The 22,417-nt window shown below is 65.5% G+C and carries 22 protein-coding genes; 9 read left to right on the forward strand and 13 right to left on the reverse strand.

Annotation, left to right across the window (positions count from 1 at the left end):
- Window positions 1–193 precede the first annotated feature (193 nt).
- The 3 genes from AVKW3434_RS00005 to AVKW3434_RS00015 are packed head-to-tail and all read left to right on the forward strand — an operon-like array spanning window position 194 to window position 1,444.
- On the forward strand, window positions 194–799 hold the full coding sequence (locus AVKW3434_RS00005) for a hypothetical protein (protein WP_284403340.1): 606 nt from the start codon (window positions 194–196) through the stop codon (window positions 797–799).
- A gap of 11 nt (window positions 800–810) precedes the next feature.
- Entirely contained in the window at window positions 811–1,158 is a 348-nt protein-coding gene (locus AVKW3434_RS00010) for a hypothetical protein (RefSeq protein WP_284403342.1), read from the forward strand.
- A gap of 25 nt (window positions 1,159–1,183) precedes the next feature.
- On the forward strand, window positions 1,184–1,444 hold the full coding sequence (locus tag AVKW3434_RS00015; RefSeq protein WP_284403344.1) for a S16 family serine protease: 261 nt from the start codon (window positions 1,184–1,186) through the stop codon (window positions 1,442–1,444).
- 664 nt (window positions 1,445–2,108) lie between these two features.
- Here AVKW3434_RS00015 and AVKW3434_RS00020 read toward each other — a convergent pair.
- From AVKW3434_RS00020 to AVKW3434_RS00050, 7 genes are all read right to left on the reverse strand, one after another.
- Complete coding sequence (locus AVKW3434_RS00020; protein ID WP_284399417.1) at window positions 2,109–3,419, reverse strand: citrate synthase; 1,311 nt, start codon at window positions 3,417–3,419, stop codon at window positions 2,109–2,111.
- Window positions 3,420–3,438: 19 nt separating this feature from the next.
- Complete coding sequence (locus tag AVKW3434_RS00025; RefSeq protein ID WP_284403346.1) at window positions 3,439–3,738, reverse strand: succinate dehydrogenase assembly factor 2; 300 nt, start codon at window positions 3,736–3,738, stop codon at window positions 3,439–3,441.
- A gap of 5 nt (window positions 3,739–3,743) precedes the next feature.
- Window positions 3,744–4,445 (reverse strand): succinate dehydrogenase iron-sulfur subunit, encoded by a 702-nt coding sequence (locus tag AVKW3434_RS00030; RefSeq protein WP_272548188.1) that lies wholly within the window; start codon window positions 4,443–4,445, stop codon window positions 3,744–3,746.
- A gap of 27 nt (window positions 4,446–4,472) precedes the next feature.
- Complete coding sequence (gene sdhA / locus AVKW3434_RS00035) at window positions 4,473–6,281, reverse strand: succinate dehydrogenase flavoprotein subunit (RefSeq protein ID WP_272564086.1); 1,809 nt, start codon at window positions 6,279–6,281, stop codon at window positions 4,473–4,475.
- Window positions 6,282–6,312: 31 nt separating this feature from the next.
- Window positions 6,313–6,678 (reverse strand): succinate dehydrogenase, hydrophobic membrane anchor protein, encoded by a 366-nt coding sequence (sdhD, locus tag AVKW3434_RS00040; RefSeq protein ID WP_272564085.1) that lies wholly within the window; start codon window positions 6,676–6,678, stop codon window positions 6,313–6,315.
- Window positions 6,679–6,722: 44 nt separating this feature from the next.
- Window positions 6,723–7,157 (reverse strand): succinate dehydrogenase, cytochrome b556 subunit, encoded by a 435-nt coding sequence (sdhC, locus tag AVKW3434_RS00045; RefSeq protein WP_284403348.1) that lies wholly within the window; start codon window positions 7,155–7,157, stop codon window positions 6,723–6,725.
- A 136-nt stretch (window positions 7,158–7,293) separates the two neighbouring features.
- On the reverse strand, window positions 7,294–8,085 hold the full coding sequence (locus AVKW3434_RS00050; protein WP_284403350.1) for a GntR family transcriptional regulator: 792 nt from the start codon (window positions 8,083–8,085) through the stop codon (window positions 7,294–7,296).
- A 223-nt stretch (window positions 8,086–8,308) separates the two neighbouring features.
- Here AVKW3434_RS00050 and AVKW3434_RS00055 point away from each other — a divergent pair, with 223 nt between their 5' ends.
- From AVKW3434_RS00055 to AVKW3434_RS00080, 6 genes are all read left to right on the forward strand, one after another.
- The gene (locus AVKW3434_RS00055; RefSeq protein WP_284399433.1) at window positions 8,309–9,295 is read left to right on the forward strand and encodes a malate dehydrogenase; all 987 of its coding nucleotides are present in this window, start codon (window positions 8,309–8,311) and stop codon (window positions 9,293–9,295) included.
- Window positions 9,296–9,317: 22 nt separating this feature from the next.
- The gene (tam, locus tag AVKW3434_RS00060; RefSeq protein WP_284403352.1) at window positions 9,318–10,094 is read left to right on the forward strand and encodes a trans-aconitate 2-methyltransferase; all 777 of its coding nucleotides are present in this window, start codon (window positions 9,318–9,320) and stop codon (window positions 10,092–10,094) included.
- Window positions 10,091–11,104 (forward strand): HpcH/HpaI aldolase/citrate lyase family protein, encoded by a 1,014-nt coding sequence (locus tag AVKW3434_RS00065; RefSeq protein ID WP_284403354.1) that lies wholly within the window; start codon window positions 10,091–10,093, stop codon window positions 11,102–11,104. Before tam ends, AVKW3434_RS00065 begins: the two co-directional genes overlap by 4 nt.
- A 49-nt stretch (window positions 11,105–11,153) precedes the next feature.
- Complete coding sequence (locus AVKW3434_RS00070) at window positions 11,154–11,849, forward strand: hypothetical protein (protein ID WP_284403356.1); 696 nt, start codon at window positions 11,154–11,156, stop codon at window positions 11,847–11,849.
- A gap of 88 nt (window positions 11,850–11,937) precedes the next feature.
- Window positions 11,938–14,523 carry a bifunctional aconitate hydratase 2/2-methylisocitrate dehydratase gene (gene acnB, locus AVKW3434_RS00075; RefSeq protein ID WP_272564078.1) on the forward strand — a complete coding sequence of 862 codons (2,586 nt, stop codon included), beginning with the start codon at window positions 11,938–11,940 and terminating at the stop codon, window positions 14,521–14,523.
- A 228-nt stretch (window positions 14,524–14,751) separates the two neighbouring features.
- A complete protein-coding gene (locus tag AVKW3434_RS00080) occupies window positions 14,752–15,216 on the forward strand; it encodes a hypothetical protein (protein ID WP_284403358.1) in 465 nt (154 codons plus the stop codon).
- Between the two features lie 175 nt (window positions 15,217–15,391).
- Here AVKW3434_RS00080 and AVKW3434_RS00085 read toward each other — a convergent pair whose 3' ends face one another.
- The 6 genes from AVKW3434_RS00085 to AVKW3434_RS00110 all read right to left on the reverse strand — a co-directional run bounded on the left by AVKW3434_RS00085 (window position 15,392) and on the right by AVKW3434_RS00110 (window position 22,393).
- Window positions 15,392–16,609 carry an NAD(P)/FAD-dependent oxidoreductase gene (locus AVKW3434_RS00085; protein ID WP_284403360.1) on the reverse strand — a complete coding sequence of 406 codons (1,218 nt, stop codon included), beginning with the start codon at window positions 16,607–16,609 and terminating at the stop codon, window positions 15,392–15,394.
- Complete coding sequence (gene cysN, locus AVKW3434_RS00090; protein WP_284403362.1) at window positions 16,606–18,513, reverse strand: sulfate adenylyltransferase subunit CysN; 1,908 nt, start codon at window positions 18,511–18,513, stop codon at window positions 16,606–16,608. The genes AVKW3434_RS00085 and cysN overlap by 4 nt, the downstream gene beginning before the upstream one ends.
- Complete coding sequence (gene cysD / locus AVKW3434_RS00095; RefSeq protein ID WP_284403364.1) at window positions 18,513–19,412, reverse strand: sulfate adenylyltransferase subunit CysD; 900 nt, start codon at window positions 19,410–19,412, stop codon at window positions 18,513–18,515. Before cysD ends, cysN begins: the two co-directional genes overlap by 1 nt.
- A 60-nt stretch (window positions 19,413–19,472) precedes the next feature.
- A complete protein-coding gene (locus tag AVKW3434_RS00100; RefSeq protein WP_284403366.1) occupies window positions 19,473–20,645 on the reverse strand; it encodes an MFS transporter in 1,173 nt (390 codons plus the stop codon).
- 56 nt (window positions 20,646–20,701) lie between these two features.
- Window positions 20,702–21,568: a family 3 encapsulin nanocompartment shell protein gene (locus AVKW3434_RS00105; protein WP_284403369.1), complete on the reverse strand. Its 867-nt coding sequence runs from the start codon at window positions 21,566–21,568 to the stop codon at window positions 20,702–20,704.
- Window positions 21,569–21,670: 102 nt separating this feature from the next.
- Window positions 21,671–22,393 (reverse strand): sulfotransferase-like domain-containing protein, encoded by a 723-nt coding sequence (locus tag AVKW3434_RS00110; protein WP_284403371.1) that lies wholly within the window; start codon window positions 22,391–22,393, stop codon window positions 21,671–21,673.
- Window positions 22,394–22,417 lie beyond the last annotated feature (24 nt).

The following is a 22,417-nucleotide window of genomic DNA, read 5'->3' on the forward strand; positions in this document are numbered from 1 at the left end:
ACGAGCAGCGGCCCCACCTGTCCCTAGAATACAAAACGCCCGATGCGGTGCACCGGGCGTCTCTTGCAAGCCAATTACGGCTAGGGTTCAGTCCCGCATAGGTGTCAACCTATTCCAGGACGGGTCAAAAGCCACTAACGCAACGTCGCCGCAGAACTTGGTGTATGGCGGGGGAGATTTTCCAGGTGAAGCCGTGCGCAAGAGCCTTCTTGCAGAGCAGTTCCATCTGTGCGCCTACACCATGCGGCAACTCAAAAGCTCAGCCGATTGCGATTCGCAGGGCCAAGACACGCGCGCCTCGTGCCACATCGAGCATCTCCTTCCACAATGCCGAAAGGTCCAGGGTGAGGATATTGACTACCAGAACATGGTGGCCTGCTACCCACCGAGTCAATCCCAAATTGCTTGCGACTTTGGAGCTCAGGTCAAGGCCGACTTTGACCCGAGCGCAGGTGGCTTAGTGTCGCCACTCTCTCCCGCCGTTGAATGCCACTTTCAGTTTGATGAGCGGGGCGGCATCACCGGTCTGACTGCCGATGGCGTGTCATCAATCAAGGTGTTAAAGCTCGACCACAAGACATTGGTTCACGACCGAGCAGCAGTGATTAAGGGCTACCTGCAACCAAAAGGCAAGAAGGTGTCTGCCCAGGCGGCGCGTCGCATAGCTCAGGAGATATTGAAGGCTGACGCGCAAAAGCGCCTTAGTGCTTATTGCGTGGCTGTCGCTCAGACGGCATTGCAGTTTGCGTATCGCGAAGAGCGCCGCTCAGCCAGGCTGCAGAAGAAAGGTGCACCGTGAGTTCGAGCAGTATGAATCTTTCCGTCAGTCGTGATGTGGGGCATGCGCTGGTGGATGCTGTGCAATCGGCAGCCAAAGGCAATTCGCACACGGCCGATAAGGCTGCTGCAGTTCTGTGGCCCGACGAGGAGAGGCAATGGCAGGCCGCCTTACCCGCCTTGAAGAAGCTGATTCCGAGCCTATGCGAGCTAGGCATCTACGCCCCTGACGAGCGTCGTGGTCCGGCTGTCTGGCTCAAATGCGCCATTGCGGGCGCACTTCCCGACGTTGAGGTTCGGGGCATTCCGGTGATCTATATGCCGGGCGTCAGCCGAGCTGAGCTGCGAGCCATTGAGAGCTGCAGCCAAATCCGGCGCTAAGACTAGCGTCTCTGCCCTTATTGTCTTGTCCAGTGCTTTGCTCAAGAAGTCCGTCAGAGGCGGCTTGGTCGTGGCCGGTGAAGTGACCCTAGGCGGTACCATCGAGCTCATCCACAACGCGGTGACGCTCGCTGAAATCGCCGTCGAGAAGGGCGCAAAGTCTCTGCTGCTGCCGGTTTCCTGCCGTCGGCAGCTGTTCGATCTTTCGGATGACATGGCAACCAAGCTCGACATCGAGTTTTACCAGGATGGTCGGGACGCGCTACTGAAAGCACTTTCAGATTGATCGCGAAGAATGGCAACCCGGGGACAACCCTGGGGCGCTGCTGGGGCAGTAGGGGGTTGTCCAAGGGCATCTCCCTGGGGCGGAGGGTTGAGAAAGTCCCCGGAAAGCCCCTTGAAATCCCTCATTTCCGGTTCGAGCCCCATCAACCGATGCAGGTGGTGCTTTATTTAAGCGATGTCGGCTGCTGTCCATATGTGGACTCTTTTCACTGGTCGGTGGGCGCCTACGTGGGGTTTTATTTGGGGTTTTACTGACTTCTCCAGGCGGTCACTGGCGGGTGGTTACCGAGGCGCCCCACAGTGAAGCTCTAGGAGCCCACACATTCGAGTCCAATCGCGCCTACCAACTAACCATTGGTAAAAGCCTTTCAAATCATCGATTTGGAAGGCTTTTTTTATTTCCGAAAAGGTTTGGGCTTTCGGCTACCCAATGGCTGCAATAGCGGCCCCTTATGGAGTGGGCCCTAGGTCCCTGAGGCGTCCACAAAGGTCGTCTGCCGCAGCCTGATATCGCTGTGATGCGTCTCTGCTGGGTCGCCAGAGACGGTGCATGAACCACCATGAAAAATGCCAGTCAGCATGGCTGACTGGCATTTGATGTCGCCCGTTGCATTCTGGAGAAAGGGTGCTGCATCGCAGGCCCCCTCCAGAAGCGCGGATTCGGCTCAGCGCTTGTCCAGCGGCTGCACGTCGCGGCGCTCTGCGCCCACGAACAGCTGGCGGGGGCGGCCGATCTTGTACTCGGGGTCGCCGATCATCTCGTTCAGCTGGGCAATCCAGCCCACGGTGCGGGCCAGCGCGAAGATGCCGGTGAACAGGTTCACCGGGATGCCGATCGCGCGTTGCACGATGCCGGAGTAGAAGTCCACATTCGGGTAGAGCTTGCGCTGCACGAAGTAGTCGTCTTCCAGGGCGATCTTTTCCAGCTCCTTGGCCAGGGCGAACAGCGGATCCTTTTCGAGGCCCAGTTCGGCCAGCACTTCGTTGCAGGTTTCCTGCATGAGCTTGGCGCGCGGGTCGTAGTTCTTGTACACGCGGTGACCGAAGCCCATCAGCTTCACACCGGAGTTCTTGTCCTTGACCTGCTTGATGAACTCGCCGATCTTCTCCACGCCGCCCTGCGCCTGGATGTCGTGCAGCATGTTCAATGCGGCTTCGTTGGCGCCACCGTGGGCGGGGCCCCAGAGGCAGGCCACGCCCGCGGCGATGGCGGCGAACGGGTTGGTGCCGGAGGAGCCGCACAGGCGCACCGTGGAGGTGGATGCGTTCTGCTCGTGGTCGGCGTGCAGGATGAAGATGCGGTCGAGCGCGCGTTCGAGCACCGGATTGACCTTGTACTCTTCGCACGGCGTGCCGAACATCATGCGCAGGAAGTTGCCGGCATAGCTCAGGTCATTCTGCGGGTACATGTAGGGCTGGCCCACGCCGTACTTGTATGCCATCGACACCAGCGTCGGCATCTTGGCGATCAGGCGGATGGCCGAGATCTCGCGGTGCTGCGGATTGTTGATGTCCGTGCTGTCATGGTAGAAGGCCGAAAGCGCACCCACCAGGCCCGTCAGCACGGCCATCGGGTGGGCGTCGCGGCGGAAGCCGCGCAGGAAGAACTGCATCTGCTCGTTGACCATCGTGTGCTTGGTTACGCTGTCGCTGAACTCGGTCTTCTGTGCGGGGTTGGGCAGTTCGCCCTTGAGCAGCAGGTAGCAGGTTTCCAGGAAGTCGCACTGCGTGGCCAGCTGCTCAATGGGGTAGCCGCGGTAGAGCAGCTCGCCCTTGTCGCCGTCGATGTACGTGATCGAGGACTGGCATGCCGCGGTGGAAAGGAAACCGGGGTCATAGGTGAACATGCCCGTCTGCGCGTATAGCTTGCGGATGTCGACCACGTCGGGGCCGATGCTGCCTTGGTACACGGGAAGTTCCACGCTGGGGCTGCCGTTGCTGAACGATAGCGTTGCCTTGTTGTCTGCCAGTTTCATTTCCAGTTTCCTTCTGTTGTTAGCCCGCAAGCGGTGGAGGGGGTGCTGACGCTCTGCGGCGCAGCTGTTCAAGCACTTCCTTGACGTCCCTGGTATCGATCTCGCCCGTGGGTTCCTTGCGCCGCAGCAGCAGGTCCAGCAGGTCGTTGTCGGAAAGGTCCATCAAGGTCGTGAGACCTTGTGCCTGGCGCTGGGTCAGGCGCGAGCCGTAGGTGGCGAAGAACTGCTCGATGAACAGATCGTTCTCCACCAGGCCGCGGCGGCTGCGCCACTTCAGCTTGGCGGCCTCGCGTTCGTCGAGCAATTCGTCGTCGGCCATGGGGGTCAGATGGCGCGACGCACCATCAGTTCCTTGATCTTGCCGATGGCCTTGGTGGGGTTGAGACCCTTGGGGCACACGTCCACGCAGTTCATGATGGTGTGGCAGCGGAACAGGCGATAGGGATCTTCGAGGTTGTCCAGACGAGCGCCCGTGGCCTCGTCGCGGCTGTCCGCAATGAAACGGTACGCCTGCAGCAGGCCGGCGGGGCCCACGAACTTGTCGGGGTTCCACCAGAAGCTGGGGCAGCTCGTCGAGCAGCTCGCGCACAGAATGCACTCGTACAGGCCGTTGAGCTCATCGCGCTCTTCCGGGCTCTGCAGGCGTTCCTTCTCGGGCGTGATGCCTTCGGTGATGAGGTACGGCTTGATCGAGTTGTACTGCTTGAAGAACTGCGTCATGTCCACGATCAGGTCGCGGATCACGGGCAGGCCGGGCAGGGGCTTGAGCACGATGGTGCCCTTGAGCGTGTTCATGTTGGTGAGGCACGCCAGGCCGTTCTTGCCGTTGATGTTCATCGCGTCGGAGCCGCAGACGCCTTCGCGGCACGAACGGCGGAACGAGATGGACGGGTCCTGCGCCTTGAGCTTCACCAGGGCGTCCAGCAGCATGCGCTCGTGGCCGTCGAGTTCGATCTCCACGGTCTGCATGTAGGGCTTGGCGTCCTTGTCCGGATCGTAGCGGTAGATTTGAAAGGTGCGCTTCATGGTGTTCTTTCTCGTGGGCTTGTAGGGTCAGAACGTACGGACCTTGGGAGGCACGCTGTCGACCGTCAAAGGCTTCAGGTTCACGGGCTTGTAGGTCAGGTTGTTGCCTGCGCTGTGCCACAAGGTGTGCTTCATCCACTCTTTGTCGTTGCGGCCCAGCGGGAATTCCGCGTGGTCGGCCGGATGCTCGTAGTCATACACGGTGTGGGCGCCGCGGCATTCCTTGCGGGCGGCGGCGGAGGTCATCGTGGCCTGGGCCACTTCGATGAGGTTGTCCACTTCCAGCGCTTCCATGCGCGCGGTGTTCCAGACCTTGGACTTGTCCTTGAGCGTGACGGAACCCACGCGCTCGCGGATGGCGTTGATCTTGACCACGCCTTCATCCATGCCTTCTTGCGTGCGGAACACGCCGGCGTGCTGCTGCATCGACGCGCGGATGTCGTTGGCGACGTCCTGGGCGTAGGTGCCTTCGTTCGAATCCTGCAGCTGGTTCAGGCGCGCCAGGGTGCGGTCGGCGGCGTCGGCCGGCAGGGGCTTGTGCTCGCCGCTGCCCTTGATCATGTCCACGATGTGGCGGCCTGCGGACTTGCCGAAGACCAGCAGGTCGAGCAGCGAGTTCGTGCCCAGGCGGTTGGCACCGTGCACCGACACGCACGAGCATTCGCCCACGGCGTACAGGCCGTTGACGACCTGGTTGTGCACGTCGCCGTTCTGGATCACGACCTGGCCGTTGATGTTGGTCGGAATGCCGCCCATCTGGTAGTGGATGGTGGGCACCACGGGGATCGGTTCCTTCGTGATGTCGACGTTGGCGAAGTTGACGCCGATCTCATACACCGAAGGCAGACGCTTGTGGATCGTCTCGGCACCGAGGTGGTCGAGCTTGAGCAGCACGTAGTCCTTGTTGGGACCGCAGCCGCGGCCTTCCTTGATTTCCTGGTCCATGGAACGCGAGACGAAGTCGCGCGGCGCCAGGTCCTTCAGCGTGGGCGCGTAGCGCTCCATGAAGCGTTCGCCGTTGCTATTGAGCAAGATGGCGCCTTCGCCGCGGCAGCCTTCGGTCAGCAGCACGCCGGCACCGGCCACGCCGGTGGGGTGGAACTGCCAGAACTCCATGTCTTGCAGCGGGATGCCGGCGCGTGCCGCCATGCCCAGGCCGTCGCCGGTGTTGATGAACGCGTTGGTCGATGCCGCGAAGATGCGGCCCGCGCCGCCGGTGGCCAGCAGCACGGCCTTGGCCTGCAGGGCATACAGCTCGCCGGTTTCGAGTTCCAGGGCGGTCACGCCGACCACGTCGCCAGAGGCGTCGCGGATCAGGTCGAGCGCCATCCACTCCACGAAGAAGTTGGTCTTGGCCTTGACGTTCTGCTGGTACAGCGTGTGCAGCATGGCGTGGCCGGTGCGGTCGGCCGCGGCGCAGGCGCGCTGCACCGGCTTTTCACCGTAATTGGCCGTGTGGCCACCGAAAGGGCGCTGGTAGATGGTGCCGTCGGGATTGCGGTCGAACGGCATGCCGAAGTGTTCGAGCTCGTACACGACCTTGGGGGCTTCGCGGCACATGAACTCGATAGCGTCCTGATCGCCCAGCCAGTCGGAGCCCTTGATGGTGTCGTAGAAGTGGTAGTGCCAGTTGTCCTCGCTCATGTTGCCGAGCGACGCGCTCACGCCGCCCTGCGCCGCCACGGTGTGCGAGCGGGTGGGGAACACTTTGGACAGCGAGGCCACGTTCAGGCCAGCGCGGGAGAGTTCGAGGGCGGCGCGCATGCCGGAGCCGCCGGCGCCGACGATGACGACATCGAACTTGCGCGTGGTGATGTTCGCTTTGGTGTAGCTCATTGTTATTTGCCTTCAGTCGCGGGGGATTGGATCAGAGACGCCAGAGGATCTGGATACCCCAGCCGGCGCAGCCGACGAGCCAGAAGATCGCGATGGCTTGCAGGGCGAGGCGCAAGCCCACGGGCTTCACGTAGTCCATCAGCACATCGCGCGTGCCCACCCAGACGTGCCAGGCGAGGGCCACGATGACGGAGAAGGTCAGCACCTTCATCCATTGCGCCGAGAAGATCGAGGCCCAGCGGTCGTAGCCGATGGGACCTTTGGTCAGCAGCACCTGGGCGAGCAGCACCACGGTGAAGAGCGCCATTAGGGCGGCGGTCACGCGCTGGCTCAGCCAGTCGCGCACTCCGTAGTGGGCACCGACGACGATGCGCTTGGAGCCGTAGTTCACGGACATAGGAGATCCTTTTTTTGTGGGGTTCGTGGGATGGCCGGCGCGGCTCAGTACAGGCCGAACAGCTTGGCGCCGAGCACGACGGTGAGGGCGATGCTGATGACGAGGGTGGCGGTGGCGGATTTGCTGCTGAAGTCCTTGTTCACCGCGTCATGGCTCACGTCCATCCACAGGTGGCGCAGGCCGGCGGTGAAGTGGTGCAGGTACGACCAGATGAGGGCCAGCACGACGAGCTTGAGGAACCAGCCCGGCACGAAGCCCAGGCCCACCGTGAAAGCGGCCTTGAATTTGCCGAAGGAGATTTCGGAGGACACCGAAGTGTCGAACATCCACAGGATGAAGGGGAGCAGCACCAGCATGATCACACCGCTGACGCGGTGCAGGATCGACACCCATCCTGCGGCAGGAAGGCGGTAGGTGGGCAGGTCCGTGAGGGCATTGATGTTGCGGAATTCAGGCCGCTTTTTGGCGATCTCGGTCATGGCGGTGCTTTCGTGGATGTAACTGCTTTGTAATTTCGCGCGAACGAAACAACCCAAAATTCTATTGCAATGCAACAACCGCAGTGTTTCGGTACGGCGTAATTTCACCGCGCGGTATCGGCATGGTCGGGCAGCCTCAGCTCAGTTCGTTGTGGTAGTGATGCGTATCGGTGCGATACAGGCCTTTGCGTAACTCCATCGGAACTTCGTTGTAGGTGTAGGCGATGCGCTCCACGCTGAGCAGCGGCGTACCGGGTGCCACCTGCAGCAGCCGCGCCTGCTCTCCATCGGGCTGCACGGCCCGCAGCTTCTCGTCGGCGCGCACCATTCTCACGCCGAAATCGATTTCGAACATGGCGTAGGTGGGGCCCTGGTAGCTGGACATCTGCTCGGCGGTCAGCCCCTTGAAGGCCTGCCCGGGCAGCCAGATGTCTTCCAGGATGGTGGGAACGTCGCCGAACGACAGGATGCGCCGGGCATGCACCACGGCGTCGCCGCTGCGCAGCGCCAGAGCGCGAGCGATCTCGGCGCTGGCACGGATGCGGCGGCATTCGATGATGTGGCGCTGGGCCGGCCCCTCGACCCGGGCGTCGCCCGAGTCGGGCATGAGCTTGAGGAACCGGTATTGCACGTGCCGCTCGGCATGCGTGGCGACGAAGGTGCCCTTGCCCTGGCGGCGAACGACGAGGTTCTCCGCCGCCAGTTCATCGATGGCCTTGCGCACCGTGCCCTGGCTCACGCGGAAGCGGGCGGCCAGTTCCATCTCGCTCGGGATCGATTCGCCCGGCTTCCATTCGCCATGCTGCAGGCTGTGCAGGATGAGTCCCTTGATCTGCTGGTACAGCGGGCTGAAGGCCGGCGTGGGTGCGCCCGCGCTTCCTGCGGGGAGCGCAGGGCTGTCGGAGGCGGCAACCGGAAGGGTGGACATGGCGGCGGATCGAGGGGCGGCTGGCGCGCGGGGCAAAGGTGGGGTGTTTTCGCGCGTCGGCGAGGTCGGATCATATCTTATATAAGACATAAGACAAATTGACCGGATCCGGATTTCAGCGGTACACTCGGGAGCTGTTCTGCAGGGCACGGGCTGCTTGGTTTGACTGGCGCTGGTGCATCGACTGCACCGACACCCGTTTTTCCACTTTCTGGAGTTTTTCATGAGCAAGAAGCCCGTCCGCGTTGCTGTTACCGGCGCCGCCGGTCAAATCGGTTACGCCCTGCTGTTCCGCATTGCCTCCGGCGAAATGCTGGGCAAGGACCAGCCCGTCATCCTGCAATTGCTCGAAGTGCCCGTCGAAGGCCCGCAAAAGGCGCTCAAGGGCGTGATGATGGAACTCGACGACTGCGCCTTCCCGCTGCTGGTCGGCATGGAAGCCCACAGCGACCCCATGACGGCATTCAAGGACGCGGATTACGCCCTGCTGGTGGGCTCGCGCCCCCGCGGCCCGGGCATGGAGCGTGCCGAGCTGCTGGCCGTCAACGGCGCCATCTTCACGGCCCAGGGCAAGGCGCTGAACGCCGTGGCCAGCCGCAACGTGAAGGTGCTGGTCGTGGGCAACCCTGCCAACACCAACGCCTACATCGCCATGAAGAGCGCGCCGGACCTGCCGCGCAAGAACTTCACCGCCATGCTGCGCCTGGACCACAACCGTGCTGCCAGCCAGATCGCCGCCAAGACCGGCAAGCCCGTGGCCGCCATCGAAAAGCTGGCCGTGTGGGGCAACCACTCGCCCACGATGTATGCCGACTACCGCTTCGCCACCATCGATGGCGAAAGCGTCGCCAAGACGATCAACGACCAGGAATGGAACGCCAACACTTTCCTGCCCACGGTGGGCAAGCGCGGTGCCGCCATCATCGAGGCGCGCGGTTCCTCCTCGGCCGCTTCGGCAGCCAACGCCGCCATTGACCACATGCGCGACTGGGCCCTGGGCACCAATGGCAAGTGGGTCACCATGGGTGTTCCTTCGGATGGCCAATACGGCATTCCCAAGGATGTGATGTTCGGTTTCCCTGTCACCTGCGAAAACGGCGAGTACAAGGTCGTCGAAGGCCTGGAAATCGACGCTTTCAGCCAAGAACGCATCGACAAGACGCTGGCCGAGCTGCAAGGCGAGCAAGACGGCGTGAAGCACCTGCTGTAATTTTTTCGGGTTCCGTTTTTTCATGCTCGACTGGAATCCCGCGCTCTACCGCCGCTACGAGGACGAGCGCACGCGCCCGGCCCAGGAGCTGCTCGCGCGGGTGCCCCATCCCGCGCCGGTCCACGTGGTGGACCTGGGCTGCGGGCCGGGCAATTCCACCGAGCTGCTGGTCCGGCGCTTCCCGCAGGCGCAGGTGACCGGCATCGACAATTCCGAAGCCATGCTGGCCAGCGCGCGCGAGCGCCTGCCCGGCGTGTCCTTCGTGCTGGGCGACATCGCCCGCTGGGTGCCCGACACGGCGCCCGACCTCATTTACGCCAATGCCTCCCTGCAATGGGTGGGAGGGCATGGCGACCTCTTTCCGCGCCTGTTCGACAGCCTCGCCCCCGGCGGCGTGCTGGCGATCCAGATGCCCGACAACCGCCAGGAGCCCACGCACCGCCTGATGCGCGAAGTGGCGGCCGAAGCCCTGTGGCGCGAGCCCATCGGCGATGCCGACGCGCTGCGCACCGAGCTCCTGAACATCGGCGGCTACTACGACCTGCTGGCCACGCGCGCCGAGCGCATCGACGTGTGGCACACCGTCTACCAGCATGTGATGGCGTCGCCCGCGGCCATCGTCGAATGGGTGCGCGCCACGGGCCTCAAGCCCTTCATCGACCCGTTGGGCGATGCGTTGCGTGAGGGCTTCCTGGCCGAGTACGAGCGCCGCATCGCCGCGGCCTATGCCGTGCGCAGCGATGGCCGCCGTTTGCTGGCGTTCCCGCGCATGTTCATCGTGGCGCAGCGCCCGTCATGAGCGCGACTGGTGCCCACCCCGCGGCGGTGCTCATGGGCGCCCAGGCCAGTGCCATGCGCTTGCCGGTCTGCGACCATTACAGCGGCGTGGAAGCGCGCATGCGCAAGAGCCTGGAACTGCAAGCCGCCATGGCGGCCGAGCTGGGCCGCTGCGTGTTCGATGTGACCCTCGATTGCGAAGACGGTGCCCCCGTGGGCCGCGAGCGCGAGCATGCCGCCCTCGTGGCGCATTTGGCTCGCACCGCATCCCCCGGTGCCCGGGTGGCCGCGCGCGTGCATGCCGTGGACCACCCCGCCTTCGCCGAAGACATGGCCACCATCGCCGGCGAAGCCGCCACGCGGCTGTGCCACATCATGGTGCCCAAGGTCGAGTCGGTGGACGACGTGCTGCATGCCGAAAAGGCCCTGCTCGCCGCATCGGCAGGGCAGGTGCCGTTGCACGTGCTGCTGGAGTCGCCCGCGGCCGTGCAGCGGGCCTTCGAGATCGCCGCCCATCCGCGCGTGCAGTCGATCAGTTTCGGCTTGATGGATTTCGTCTCGGCGCATGCCGGTGCGATTCCCGCGAGTGCCATGGGATCGCAGGGCCAGTTCGAGCACCCACTGGTGGTACGCGCCAAGCTCGAGATCGCCGCGGCATGCCACGCCCACGGCAAGGTGCCGTCCCACTGCGTGGTGACCGAGTTCAACGATGCCGATGCCCTGCGCACGGCGGCCGGGCGCGCCGCGCGCCAACTGGGCTACACGCGCATGTGGAGCATCCACCCGGCGCAGATCCGCCCCATCCTGGAAGCCTTCGCGCCCGCGCAGGACGAGATCGCGCAGGCGGCCCAGCTTCTTTCCACCGCCGCGCACGCCGACTGGGCCCCCGTCAGCGTCGATGGCGTATTGCACGACCGCGCCAGCTACCGCTATTTCTGGCAGGTGCTGGAGCGTGCGCACCAGACCGGCCGCGCGCTGCCCGCCGCGGCGCAGGCCTGGTTTGCCCAGCCGGCTGCGGGTCCAGAGGACTGAGCCGTCCCACCATCAAGTTCCCCACACCTCCTTTTTCGTCGGAGTTCCCATGAAAACCTTCATCGCTTCTGCCCTGATGCTGCTGGCCCCTGCGCTGGTGATGGCGCAAGACGCCACTCCCGCCAAGCCCGCACCGGCCAAGAGCACGGCCAAGGCCGCACCTGCCAAGGCGGCCGCCAAGGAGAAGTCCGCCGAGGCCAAGTCCGCGGCCAAGCCGGCCGCCAAGAGCGCGGCAGCCAAGCCGGCCGCGACCAAGAAGGCCACGAGCAGCCGCACGCAGCTCAAGAGCGCCACCAACCAAGTGGCCACCGGCATCATCGCGGCCGAGGCCGCCCTGACGCCGCAGGAACTGGCCATTGCCGAACGCGTGCACACCGGCCACATTCCCTGCGAACTGGGCGCTTCCGTGCATGTGGAAGCCGATGCCAAGTCGCCGGGCCACTTCCGCATCGACGGCAAGGGCTTCAACTACTACATGTCGCCCATCGCGACCAGCACGGGCGCGGTGCGCCTGGAGGACCAGAAGGCCGGCGCCGTGTGGATCCAGATCGCCAACAAGTCCATGCTCATGAACCAGAAGCTCGGCCAGCGCCTGGCCGACGAGTGCATGAGCCCGCAGCAGGTCGCCGTGACCGAATCCATCAAGAAGAACCCGCAGCCCAGCCTGCTGGAAGCCCTGCCTGCCTCCGCCAATGCACCTGCCACCGTGGCGGCACCGGCGGCTGCATCCGCACCGGCCCAGTGATTCTTCTTGCCCGGGCGCACCCGCTGCGCCCGGACCGCAGGGCCTGCCATGGCCCGCCCCACACACCAAAAACCCACCGGAGAAAAATATGTTGAAAGCCTACCGTGACCATGTGGCCGAGCGCGCCGCATTGGGCATTCCGCCCCTGCCTCTCACGGCCAAGCAGACCGCCTCGCTGATCGAGCTGCTGAAGGCTCCGCCCGCCGGCGAAGAAGCCACGCTGGTGGACCTGATCACCTACCGCGTGCCGGCCGGTGTGGATGATGCCGCCAAGGTCAAGGCCAGCTACTTGGCGGCCGTGGCCCACGGCACGGAAAAGTGCGCACTCATCGGCCGCGAGAAGGCCACCGAGCTGCTGGGCACCATGCTGGGCGGCTACAACCTCACGCCGCTGATCGACCTGCTGGACGATGCGGCCGTGGCATCCGTGGCGGCGGAAGGCCTCAAGAAGACGCTGCTGATGTTCGACCAGTTCCATGACGTCAAGGAAAAGGCCGACAAGGGCAACGAATTCGCCAAGGCCGTGCTGCAAAGTTGGGCCGATGCCGAATGGTTCACGAGCCGTCCCGAAGTGCCGCAGAGCATCAAGCTCACGGTGCTCAAGGTCACGGGCGAAACCAACACCGACGACCTGTCGCCCGCCCCCGATGCCTGGAGCCGCCCCGACATTCCGCTGCATGCGCTGGCCATGCTCAAGAACAAGCGCGACGGCATCACGCCCGAGGAAGACGGCAAGCGCGGCCCGGTGAAGTTCATCGAAGACCTGCGCGCCAAGGGCAACCTCGTGGCCTACGTGGGTGACGTGGTGGGCACGGGTTCCAGCCGCAAGTCGGCCACCAACAGCGTGCTGTGGTTCACCGGCGAAGACATCCCCTACGTGCCGAACAAGCGCTTCGGCGGCGTGTGCCTGGGCTCCAAGATCGCCCCGATCTTCTACAACACCATGGAAGACGCGGGTGCGCTGCCCATCGAGCTGGACGTGAGCCAGATGAACATGGGCGACGAGATCGAACTGCTGCCCTACGCCGGCAAGGCGCTCAAGAACGGCCAGGTCATCGCCGAGTTCGAGGTCAAGAGCGAAGTGCTGTTCGACGAAGTGCGCGCCGGTGGCCGCATTCCGCTGATCGTGGGCCGTGGCCTCACCGCCAAGGCGCGCGAGGCCCTGGGCCTGGCGCCCTCGACGCTGTTCCGCCTGCCGCAGAACCCCGCCGCCACCGGCAAGGGCTTCACGCTGGCGCAAAAGATGGTCGGCCGCGCCTGCGGCCTGCCCGAGGGCGAAGGCGTGGTGCCCGGGACCTACTGCGAACCGCGCATGACCTCGGTCGGCTCGCAGGACACCACCGGCCCGATGACGCGCGACGAACTGAAGGACCTGGCCTGCCTGGGCTTCAGCGCCGATCTGGTGATGCAGTCCTTCTGCCACACCGCGGCGTACCCCAAGCCCGTGGACGTGAAGATGCACCACGAACTGCCCGACTTCATCAGCACGCGCGGCGGCATCTCGCTCAAGCCCGGTGACGGCATCATCCACAGCTGGCTCAACCGCATGCTGCTGCCCGACACGGTGGGCACGGGCGGCGATTCGCACACGCGCTTCCCGATCGGCATCAGCTTCCCCGCCGGCTCGGGCCTGGTGGCGTTCGCCGCCGCCACGGGCGTGATGCCGCTCGACATGCCGGAATCGGTGCTGGTGCGCTTCAAGGGCGCGATGCAGCCCGGCGTGACCTTGCGCGATCTGGTGCACGCCATTCCGCTGTACGCCATCAAGGCCGGCCTGCTGACCGTCGAGAAGAAGGGCAAGAAGAACATCTTCTCGGGCCGCATCCTCGAAATCGAAGGCCTGCCGGACATGAAGGTGGAGCAGGCGTTCGAGCTGTCCGACGCCTCGGCCGAGCGCTCGGCCGCCGGCTGCACGGTGCGCCTGAACAAGGAGCCGATCATCGAGTACATCAACTCGAACATCGTGCTGCTCAAGAACATGATCGCCCAGGGCTATGCCGATGCGCGCACCATCACGCGCCGCATCAAGGCCATGGAAGCTTGGCTGGCCAATCCGCAGCTGCTGCAGCCTGACGAAGATGCCGAGTACGCCGCCGTGATCGAGATCGACCTGGCCGAGATCACCGAGCCCATCGTCTGCTGCCCCAACGACCCGGACGACGCCAAGACGCTGTCCGACGTGGCAGGCGCGACGATCGACGAGGTGTTCATCGGCTCGTGCATGACCAACATCGGCCACTTCCGCGCAGCCTCCAAGCTGCTGGAAGGCAAGAAGGACATCCCGGTCAAGCTGTGGATGGCGCCGCCGACCAAGATGGATGCGCACCAGCTGACCGAGGAAGGCCACTACGGCGTGTTCGGCGCGGCCGGTGCGCGCATGGAAATGCCGGGCTGCTCGCTGTGCATGGGCAACCAGGCACAGGTCAAGGAAGGCGCCACGGTGATGTCCACCAGCACCCGCAACTTCCCCAACCGCCTGGGCAAGAACACGAACGTGTACCTGGGTTCCGCCGAGCTGTCGGCCATCTGCTCCAAGCTGGGCCGCATTCCGTCCAAGGAAGAGTATCTGGCGGATGTGGGCGTGCTCAACCAGAACGGCGACAAGATCTACAAGTACATGAACTTCGATCAGATCGAGGAGTACAAGGAAGTCGCGGACGGCGTCGCCGCCTGATCGGCGCCTGCCACCCTGAAGAAAAAGCCCGCTTCGGCGGGCTTTTTCTTTTGCTACTGAAATGATAGCGACATGCCGGGACTTTGATTGCCCTGGAGGCCGTTTTGATGCTGAACGGTCTGGTTGCGTCCGAATGGCGCTTTCGCCCGGCGCTACGATCGGGCGCAAACCCATCAATGGCGCAGCGGAGCGCCGCATTCCAACCCCGCAGCCGAAAGCCCTCCCGCCATGCCATCCCATCGCCTGACCCTTTTCGCCGATTACCACCAGTTCTATCTGCAGGACGAGGTGGCGCCAGGCGACCTGGCAAGCGCCTGGGACGAGGCCGCGACGCTTCGCATGCTGGCCGTGTCGCAGGGCGTCGTCGGGTTTGGCACTGCTCGGAACATGCCGGTGCCGGTGACCCTGGAGTTGCTTGAGGCCGAGCCGCAGACCGACCTGGCCCGGTTCGACCATGTGGTCGATGGATCGGTGGCCATTGCCACAGGCCCGCTCGTCGTGGCGGGGTGCACGGACTACTTGCCCGATGCGGCCCGGTTCGATGTGCCGCCTGGAACGTACCGGGTCAGGCTGTCCAGCGCGGGTCTGGATTCGCTGTCTCCCGATGGGCTGGAAGGCGAAGACCGCTATCTCGTGCAGATGTGGCCGGGTGCGCTGTTGGAACCGACGGTGCTCAAGCAGCATGCCGGCTGACCTGAGCGTCAGGGGAGGCTGCCTTTTGGATGGCCCGTGTATTGGCCGCTGCGTGAACGCGCCTGGGGCAGGGGCCGGCGCGCCCTGTAGCGGCTTGGCCTGAGCCATTGGGCAAAAGATGGCCGGCCGCATCGACCAGGCGCCCATGGCGTTCCGATTCAGGCCCACCGCCACCTCATGGCAGTGCTTCGAGGCGCTCGCAGGGGGCTTCGGCAAGGGTTGGCCGGTCCGGGCTCAGAGCGGCGGCCGAAAGCCCGCGTTCGACGAAATGGTCCGGCAGGCCCCCCGTGAGGACCAGGGAGGCCAAGGCTTGTCCCACCGCCGGTGCGATCTGGATGCCGTACCCGCCCAACGCGGCGGCCCAGAAGAAGCCGGGCGCATTCCCGGCGGCCCCGAGCACGGGCGAGCCATCGGCAACAAAGCTGCGAAGGCCTGCCCAGCGGTGGGCCACGCGACGCACCGCCAGGGTGGTGGCCTGTTGCAGCCGATCGACCGCAACGGCCACATCCCACTCCTCGGGCTGCACGTCGCAGGGCGGCATGGGGGTTTCATCGCTGGGGCTGACCAGCAGGCGCCCGGCCTCGGGCTTGAAATAGAAGGTGTCGGCAAGGTCCGTCACCATCGGCCAGGACGCCAGCGCGAACTGGCCGGGCATGCCGTCGGGCAGATCCACGATCACGGCGGTGCGCCGCTTGGGCACCAGGTCGATGGCCGCCACGCCGGCCTGGCGCGCGACCTCGTCGGCCCAGGCGCCTGCGGCGTTCACCAGGCAGGGCGTGTGAAACCGGCCCGCCACCGTGCGGACGGTCCAGTGGCCCGACGCATCGCCCTCGGCGCACTCGACCGCCGCGGCGGTCTGCACGCGGCCGCCGGCGGCCCGGATGCCGCGCAGGTAGCTCTGGTGCAGTGCATCGACGTCGATGTCCATGACCGAGGGGCGCCACACGGCGCAGCGGTAAGGCCTCGGGTCGATGACCGGGCAGCGCGCCAGCGCCGCGTCCAGCCCGATCACGCGGGCGGGTTGGTGGGCATGGTGGCCGGCAGCCAGGGCGGTGTCGATGCGGCCGCAGTCCACGTCGTCCTGCGTTGCCAGCGCCACCACGCCGCGCGGCGCCACGAGCGGCACTGAAGCAAAGCCGACAGGGGGTGCTTCGAAAAACGGGCGGCTGGCCTCGGTGAGCGCGCGGACCGTCCGGTTACCGAAATATTCTGAAAACAGGGCGGCCGAACGGCCGGTTGCGTGGTAGCCGCAGTGCGCCTCGCGCTCCAGCAGCAGCACCCGCCGGTGCTGCGCCAGTGCCCAGGCGCAACTGGCCCCGGCCATGCCCCCGCCCAGGACGATGGCGTCCCAGTGCGACTCGGCGCCCGTGCCGGCAGAGCCGGTGCGGCTCATGCGGCGGCGGCGGTGCGCGCCGCCGAGGGCGGCACCACCAGCCCCGCGGCGATGAGCCGGGAGACGATGCAATCGGCGGCCTGTTCGGGCGACATGTACGCCGTCTGGATGTGGATGTCCGGCTGCTCCGGCGGCTCGTAGGGCGAGTCGATGCCGGTGAAGTTCTTCAGGGCGCCGCTGCGGGCCTTTCGGTACAGCCCCTTCGGGTCGCGCTGCTCGGCGAGCTCCAGCGGCGCGTCGATGAACACCTCCAGGAACTCGCCAGCCTCCAGCAGCGCGCGCGCTGCACGCCGTTCGGCACGGAACGGCGAGATGAAAGCCACCAGCACGATCAGCCCGGCATCCACCATCAGCCTGGCGACTTCGCCCACCCGGCGGATGTTCTCGACCCGGTCGGCATCGGTGAACCCCAGGTCTTTGTTGAGGCCGTGCCGGACGTTGTCCCCGTCCAGCAGAAAGCTGTGGCAGCCGCGCCGGTGCAACTGCTGCTCCACCCGATTGGCGATGGTCGATTTGCCGGCGCCGGAAAGCCCGGTGAGCCACAGCACGCAGCCTTTCTGGTGCTTGATGGCGGCTCGCTGCGCCTTGCTGACCTGGGTGTGGTGCCAAACGAGGTTGTCGGCATCGCGCAGGGCACGCACGAGCATGCCCGCCCCGGAGGTCTCGTTGTCGATCCGGTCGATCAGCAGGAACCCGCCGGCGTCGCGGTTGAGGTCGTAGGCGTCAAAGGCGATGGGCTGGTCCAGGGTCAGCTCGACCAGGCCCACCGCGTTCATGTCGAGCTGGTCCGCAGGCAGCCGGTCGAAGGTTTCGATGTCCACCCGGTGGACGATGCGCGTGACGGTGGCACCCACGGTGCGGGGGCCGCATTTGAGCCAGTACCCGCGGCCAGGAAAGAGAGGGGTTTCGCTGAACCAGACCATGTCGGCTTCGATGCGGTCGGCCACTTCCGCGGGAGAGGCCGGGTCGGCGATGAGATCGCCGCGCGAGACGTCGAGCTCGGCATCCAGCACCAGGGTGACCGACTGGCCCGCCGTGGCGGCCGGGAGATCCCCATCGTACGTGACGATGCGCTTCACGCGTGCCAGCTGGGCGCGGGGCTGCACCACCACCGCGTCGCCCACGCGTACGCTGCCCGCTGCCACCGTGCCTGCCAGGCCCCGAAAGTCTTCGCTCGGCCGGTTCACCCATTGCACCGGAAACCGAAGCGGCTGTCGCGCGGCGCCTGCCTCGTCGACCTCCGTGGCCTCCAGCCACTGTCCGAGCGTGGGCCCCTGATACCACGGCGTTTGAAGGCTGCGCTCGACCAGGTTGTCCCCTCGCAGGGCCGACATAGGAATGCACACCGGGGCAGGCAGGCCCATCTGCTGCGCCAGCGCGCAGAACTCCGCTTCGATCTCGGCGAAGCGGTCTTCGCGGTAGTCCACCAGGTCCATCTTGTTGACCACCAGGGCCAGGGCCCGGATGCCCAGCAGCGCGGCGATGTAGGCATGCCGCCGGGTCTGGCTGAGCACCCCTTTGCGCGCATCCACCAGCACCATCGCCGCGCCGGCGTTGGAGGCCGCGGTGGCCATGTTGCGCGTGTACTGCAGGTGGCCCGGTGTGTCGGCCAGGATGAATTTGCGCGTGGGCGATGAGAAGTAGCGGTAGGCCACGTCGATGGTGATGCCCTGTTCCCGCTCGGCCACCAGGCCATCGACCAGCAGCGCGAAGTCGAGCGCACCGCCCTGCGTGCCCGACTTGCGGGAGTCGGCGGCCAACGCCTGCAACTGGTCCTCGTAGAGGCTCTTGGATTCGTACAGCAGGCGGCCGATCAGCGTGCTCTTGCCGTCGTCCACGCTGCCGCAGGTGATGACACGCAGCAGGCTGCGCTGCGGCGCGGGAGAGGGTTGGGTGCCGCTCATCAGAAATACCCCGCCTGTTTCTTCAGTTCCATGGAGCCTTTGCCATCGTGGTCGATGGCCCGGCCTTGCCGCTCGGAGGTGTGCGCCGCCAGGGTCTCGGCAATGATCGCCTCCAGCGAATCGGCATCGCTTTCGATGGCGCCGGTGAGCGGGTAGCAGCCCAGCGTGCGAAAGCGCACCCGCCGCATCCGGGGGTGTTCGCCCGGGGCGAGGGGCAGGCGCTCGTCGTCCACCATGAGCAGCATCCCGTTGCGCTCCACCACGGGCCGTTCCTTGGCGAAGTACAGCGGCACGATCGGAATCTGCTCGCGTGCGATGTATTGCCAGATGTCCGCCTCGGTCCAGTTGGAGAGGGGGAACACGCGGATGCTCTCGCCCTGGTGCTTGCGGGTGTTGTAGAGCCGCCAGAGCTCGGGCCGCTGTCGCCGCGCATCCCAGCGGTGGTGCACCGACCGCAGCGAGAACACGCGTTCCTTGGCGCGCGATTTTTCTTCGTCGCGGCGCGCTCCGCCGAAGGCGGCGTCGAACCGGTGGTGGTCCAGCGCCTGCTTGAGCGCCTGGGTTTTCATCAGGTCGGTGTGCACCGCCGATCCATGCACGAACGGGTCGATGCCCATCGCGATGCCGTCGGGGTTGCTGTGCACGAGCAACTCCATGCCGGTGTCCCGCGCCCGCTGGTCCCGGAAGGCGATCATCTCGCGGAACTTCCAAAGCGTGTCCACGTGCAGCAGCGGGAATGGCGGCCGTGCGGGGTAGAACGCCTTCATCGCGAGGTGGAGCATCACCGAGCTGTCCTTGCCGATGGAATACAGCATGACGGGGTTGTCCGCCTCCGCGACCGTCTCGCGCAGGATGTGGATGCTCTCGGCTTCCAGCCGCTGCAGATGATCGAGAAACATGTCGTCGGCTCCTTGAAAAAAGAGGTGTCTGAATATGAGGGTGTGGCCGGAGGGCGTGCCTCATGACGGCAGCGATGGCCGCCCGCGAGCGCGCAGCGGCATCCACAGCAGCATCACGCCGACCGTGCTGGCCAGCGTGGCCGCCAGCATCACGCCGTAGATCTCGGCATAGCCGAAGCGGGCCGCAACGAACCCGGCCACGACGCCCCCGGCAGCGATGCCCAGATCCCAGAACGAGGTGAACATGCCGAGCGCGGCGCCGTGGTGGGCCGGCTCGGTCTTCTGGATGACGATCAGTGCCAGCGAGGGGTAGAACAGCGAGAGTCCGAGCCCCATCGCCAGCCCACCCAGCACCGCCACCATGAGGTTGGGCGCGATGGCGAGCAGCAGCAGGCCCACGGCCTCGCCCAATGCCGCCCACAGGGCAACGCGATATGGCCCGAACTGGTCGGGCCAATGGCCAAGAAAAAGCCGTGATCCCACATATGCGAAGCCGAACACGTTGAATGCCAGGATGCCGTTGTCGATGCCCTTGGCCGCCATGTACAGCGAGACGAACGAGGCCAGCGCGGCATACCCCATGGACCCCAGCGCCAGGGTGACGCCGGGAAGGCATGCCGACCGAGGAAAGAGGGCGCTTTTGGCCGCCGCGGGCACCTTTGGGGGCGCGGGCTTGGCCATGACGAAAGCGAAGCCGGCCAGGGGCGCGGCAACGCAGAGCATCCAGACGGCGGAGAACCCGGCTGCCTGCATCAGCGCCGCGCCGGCCAGTGCCCCCAGCGTCACGCCCGACCACATGCTCACCCCGTAGAGCCCGATGATCTTTCCGCGCCGGGCTGTGGGCGCAAGCCCCACCAGCCAGGTGGCCCCGGCGGTGAAGGCGCAGCCTTCGCCCATGCCGTGCAGCACCCGTACGGCAGTCAGCACATCCACCCGCTGCGCCATGGCGTAGCCGGCGCCGGCCAGCACGCAAAGGAGGGCGCCCAGCAGCATCAGCGTCCGGTGCCCGATGCGGTCCGACAGCCGGCCGGCGACGGGCCGGGTGAGCACCACCGCCACCGCGATGGCGGCGATGACGGTGCCCACGTCCACATCGCTGCCGCCGAGCGCGTCCTTGACGTAGAAGGGCAGCACCGACAGCGTGGCGCCGATGCCCAGATGGCAAAAGAAAAGGCCGAGGAAGATCGGCATGAAAGGCCGGTAGAAAGCCAGGCCGGTCTGTGGGGCGTTCATGGGGGCGGTCCTTGTCGGTGGGCGCGCGGGCCATCCCGCGCGCGGTGCTGCGGGGCTCAGTCGGCCTTCACGACATGGAAGAAGTGCGTGGGCAGGTGCACTGCCAGCCCTTCGTAGATCTCCGCGCAGACCGCCGTGCCTTCCGTGGCGAAGGTGCCGGCGGGTGGCGTGCCCACGCGGATGACCGACTTGCCCGTGTGCAGGATGCGCGCCGCAACCGCGAAATCGCCGACCAGCGCACAGCCCGGGGCCACCATGCGGGTGCGCACGATCTTCGTGCCGTTTTGCTGCAGGTCGCCCAGGATGCCTTTGCCCAGAAGGCCGTGGTAGTAGTCCACCGGGTTCACGATCATGGCGTGCGCGGTGGCACCGTTTTGCTCGATCGCGTTGCAGGCGGCCATGATGCCGTCGAAGTAGCTGGTGGCGTAGGGCAGCCGCGTTACGCCGGGATGGTTGAGCAGGCCGTGCGGGCCGAAGGTGAGCGCCTGGTTTTCCGCCGTGGCCAGGCGCACGAGAAGCCGGTAGTCGATGAATTCGGCGATGCCGCGCTCGTCGCCCGCCAGTTCCGGCGGCAGCTGGACCCAGGCCGAGATCGGGCGCACGATGCCTTCGCCCATGCCGAAGCGGAAGGTGGCCTCCTGGCGCAAGTCTCCTTCGTGGATGCCGCCGGTCTCCACTTTGGGGGGGCGGCTCTCGGACCAAAAGCGGTTGTGCGTCTCGCTCACCAGGCGCTTCCTGAAGAGCTGGCTCACCATCAGGCGGGGCCGGTCCTGCGTGGGCTTGAAGGCCTCGGTGATGGTGAAGTCGAAGTGCACTTCGGTCGTGTCCCCTTTTTTCAGGTACGCCTGGGCGAACTGTTCGCCGGAGGACAGGGCCTCTACGGGGCGGAGGGGGGCGATGGCATTGGCTTGGATCGACGACATGGTGTTGGCTGCTTTCTCTCGGTTGGGAAGGGGTGAGAACGACGTGAAAGGCGGAACGTGTCTGGAAGGGAACTGGGTGGCAATCGCGCGGACGCGCGAACCTCAAATGGCGTGCTGTACGAGCTGCTGGTAGAACGGGTAGTGGTGATCGAAGTACCCCTTCAGCAGCGGGTTGTTGGCGACGGTGTCCGGGTACGCCTTGGCGGTGGCCGCAAAGCCCGAACTGCGCATCGCGTCCAGATGCCATTGGCGGGTGCGGCTCCATTCCGGCCGATCGCCGGGCTGCCATTGAAGGGCCGAGGCGATGAAGGGCAGGCCGACTTCTTCGCAATAGCGCTGCACCACCGCCTGCGGTGTCTTGACCAGGCGGTCGGCATCGACGAGCACCGGGGCCGACCCCTTGAGCCGGGTGGCCAGCTCGAAGATCTCGAAAAGGTGTTCGTAGCCCACCTCATGCAAGGCGATGGTCGGCTTCATGTGGTACATCGAACTGATCGTCGGCGCAGGGTCGCGCACGATGAAGGTGTGTTCGATGTCCGCCACCTCCTCGGGGTGGTCGAACAGGTACCGGTAGCGGTGCTCCACCGTGTCCTTGAAGAACACGGGGCGATGCGCTGCCAGCGTGCGCAGGTGGTCGAAGAAGGCGCGCTCGGACCGCACCACCACCTGGCCGCCCGAACCATCGGGCAGGGGCACTTCGCCCGTGTCGAGCAGTGTCACCAGGGGCTCATGGATCACGGTGACGTCGTTGCGCTCGATCATCATGCGCAGGAAGGCGGTGGACAGCGCGCGTTGATGCGCCCACAGGGCAATGATCTGTTTCATGCAAGGCTCCGGAAAAAGGGGGCG

Origin of the sequence: Acidovorax sp. SUPP3434, from assembly GCF_030159015.1 — a bacterium.
Taxonomy (GTDB): Bacteria; Pseudomonadota; Gammaproteobacteria; order Burkholderiales; family Burkholderiaceae_C; genus Paracidovorax.

Coding starts and splice junctions, on each gene's coding strand:
- AVKW3434_RS00010 (WP_284403342.1), top strand. CDS start 811: ATGAATCTTTCCGTCAGTCGTGATGTGGGGCATGCGCTGGTGGATGCT.
- AVKW3434_RS00020 (WP_284399417.1), bottom strand. CDS start 3,419: ATGAAACTGGCAGACAACAAGGCAACGCTATCGTTCAGCAACGGCAGC.
- AVKW3434_RS00025 (WP_284403346.1), bottom strand. CDS start 3,738: ATGGCCGACGACGAATTGCTCGACGAACGCGAGGCCGCCAAGCTGAAG.
- AVKW3434_RS00030 (WP_272548188.1), bottom strand. CDS start 4,445: ATGAAGCGCACCTTTCAAATCTACCGCTACGATCCGGACAAGGACGCC.
- sdhA (WP_272564086.1), bottom strand. CDS start 6,281: ATGAGCTACACCAAAGCGAACATCACCACGCGCAAGTTCGATGTCGTC.
- sdhD (WP_272564085.1), bottom strand. CDS start 6,678: ATGTCCGTGAACTACGGCTCCAAGCGCATCGTCGTCGGTGCCCACTAC.
- sdhC (WP_284403348.1), bottom strand. CDS start 7,157: ATGACCGAGATCGCCAAAAAGCGGCCTGAATTCCGCAACATCAATGCC.
- AVKW3434_RS00050 (WP_284403350.1), bottom strand. CDS start 8,085: ATGTCCACCCTTCCGGTTGCCGCCTCCGACAGCCCTGCGCTCCCCGCA.
- AVKW3434_RS00055 (WP_284399433.1), top strand. CDS start 8,309: ATGAGCAAGAAGCCCGTCCGCGTTGCTGTTACCGGCGCCGCCGGTCAA.
- tam (WP_284403352.1), top strand. CDS start 9,318: ATGCTCGACTGGAATCCCGCGCTCTACCGCCGCTACGAGGACGAGCGC.
- AVKW3434_RS00065 (WP_284403354.1), top strand. CDS start 10,091: ATGAGCGCGACTGGTGCCCACCCCGCGGCGGTGCTCATGGGCGCCCAG.
- AVKW3434_RS00070 (WP_284403356.1), top strand. CDS start 11,154: ATGAAAACCTTCATCGCTTCTGCCCTGATGCTGCTGGCCCCTGCGCTG.
- acnB (WP_272564078.1), top strand. CDS start 11,938: ATGTTGAAAGCCTACCGTGACCATGTGGCCGAGCGCGCCGCATTGGGC.
- AVKW3434_RS00080 (WP_284403358.1), top strand. CDS start 14,752: ATGCCATCCCATCGCCTGACCCTTTTCGCCGATTACCACCAGTTCTAT.
- AVKW3434_RS00085 (WP_284403360.1), bottom strand. CDS start 16,609: ATGAGCCGCACCGGCTCTGCCGGCACGGGCGCCGAGTCGCACTGGGAC.
- cysN (WP_284403362.1), bottom strand. CDS start 18,513: ATGAGCGGCACCCAACCCTCTCCCGCGCCGCAGCGCAGCCTGCTGCGT.
- cysD (WP_284403364.1), bottom strand. CDS start 19,412: ATGTTTCTCGATCATCTGCAGCGGCTGGAAGCCGAGAGCATCCACATC.
- AVKW3434_RS00100 (WP_284403366.1), bottom strand. CDS start 20,645: ATGAACGCCCCACAGACCGGCCTGGCTTTCTACCGGCCTTTCATGCCG.
- AVKW3434_RS00105 (WP_284403369.1), bottom strand. CDS start 21,568: ATGTCGTCGATCCAAGCCAATGCCATCGCCCCCCTCCGCCCCGTAGAG.
- AVKW3434_RS00110 (WP_284403371.1), bottom strand. CDS start 22,393: ATGAAACAGATCATTGCCCTGTGGGCGCATCAACGCGCGCTGTCCACC.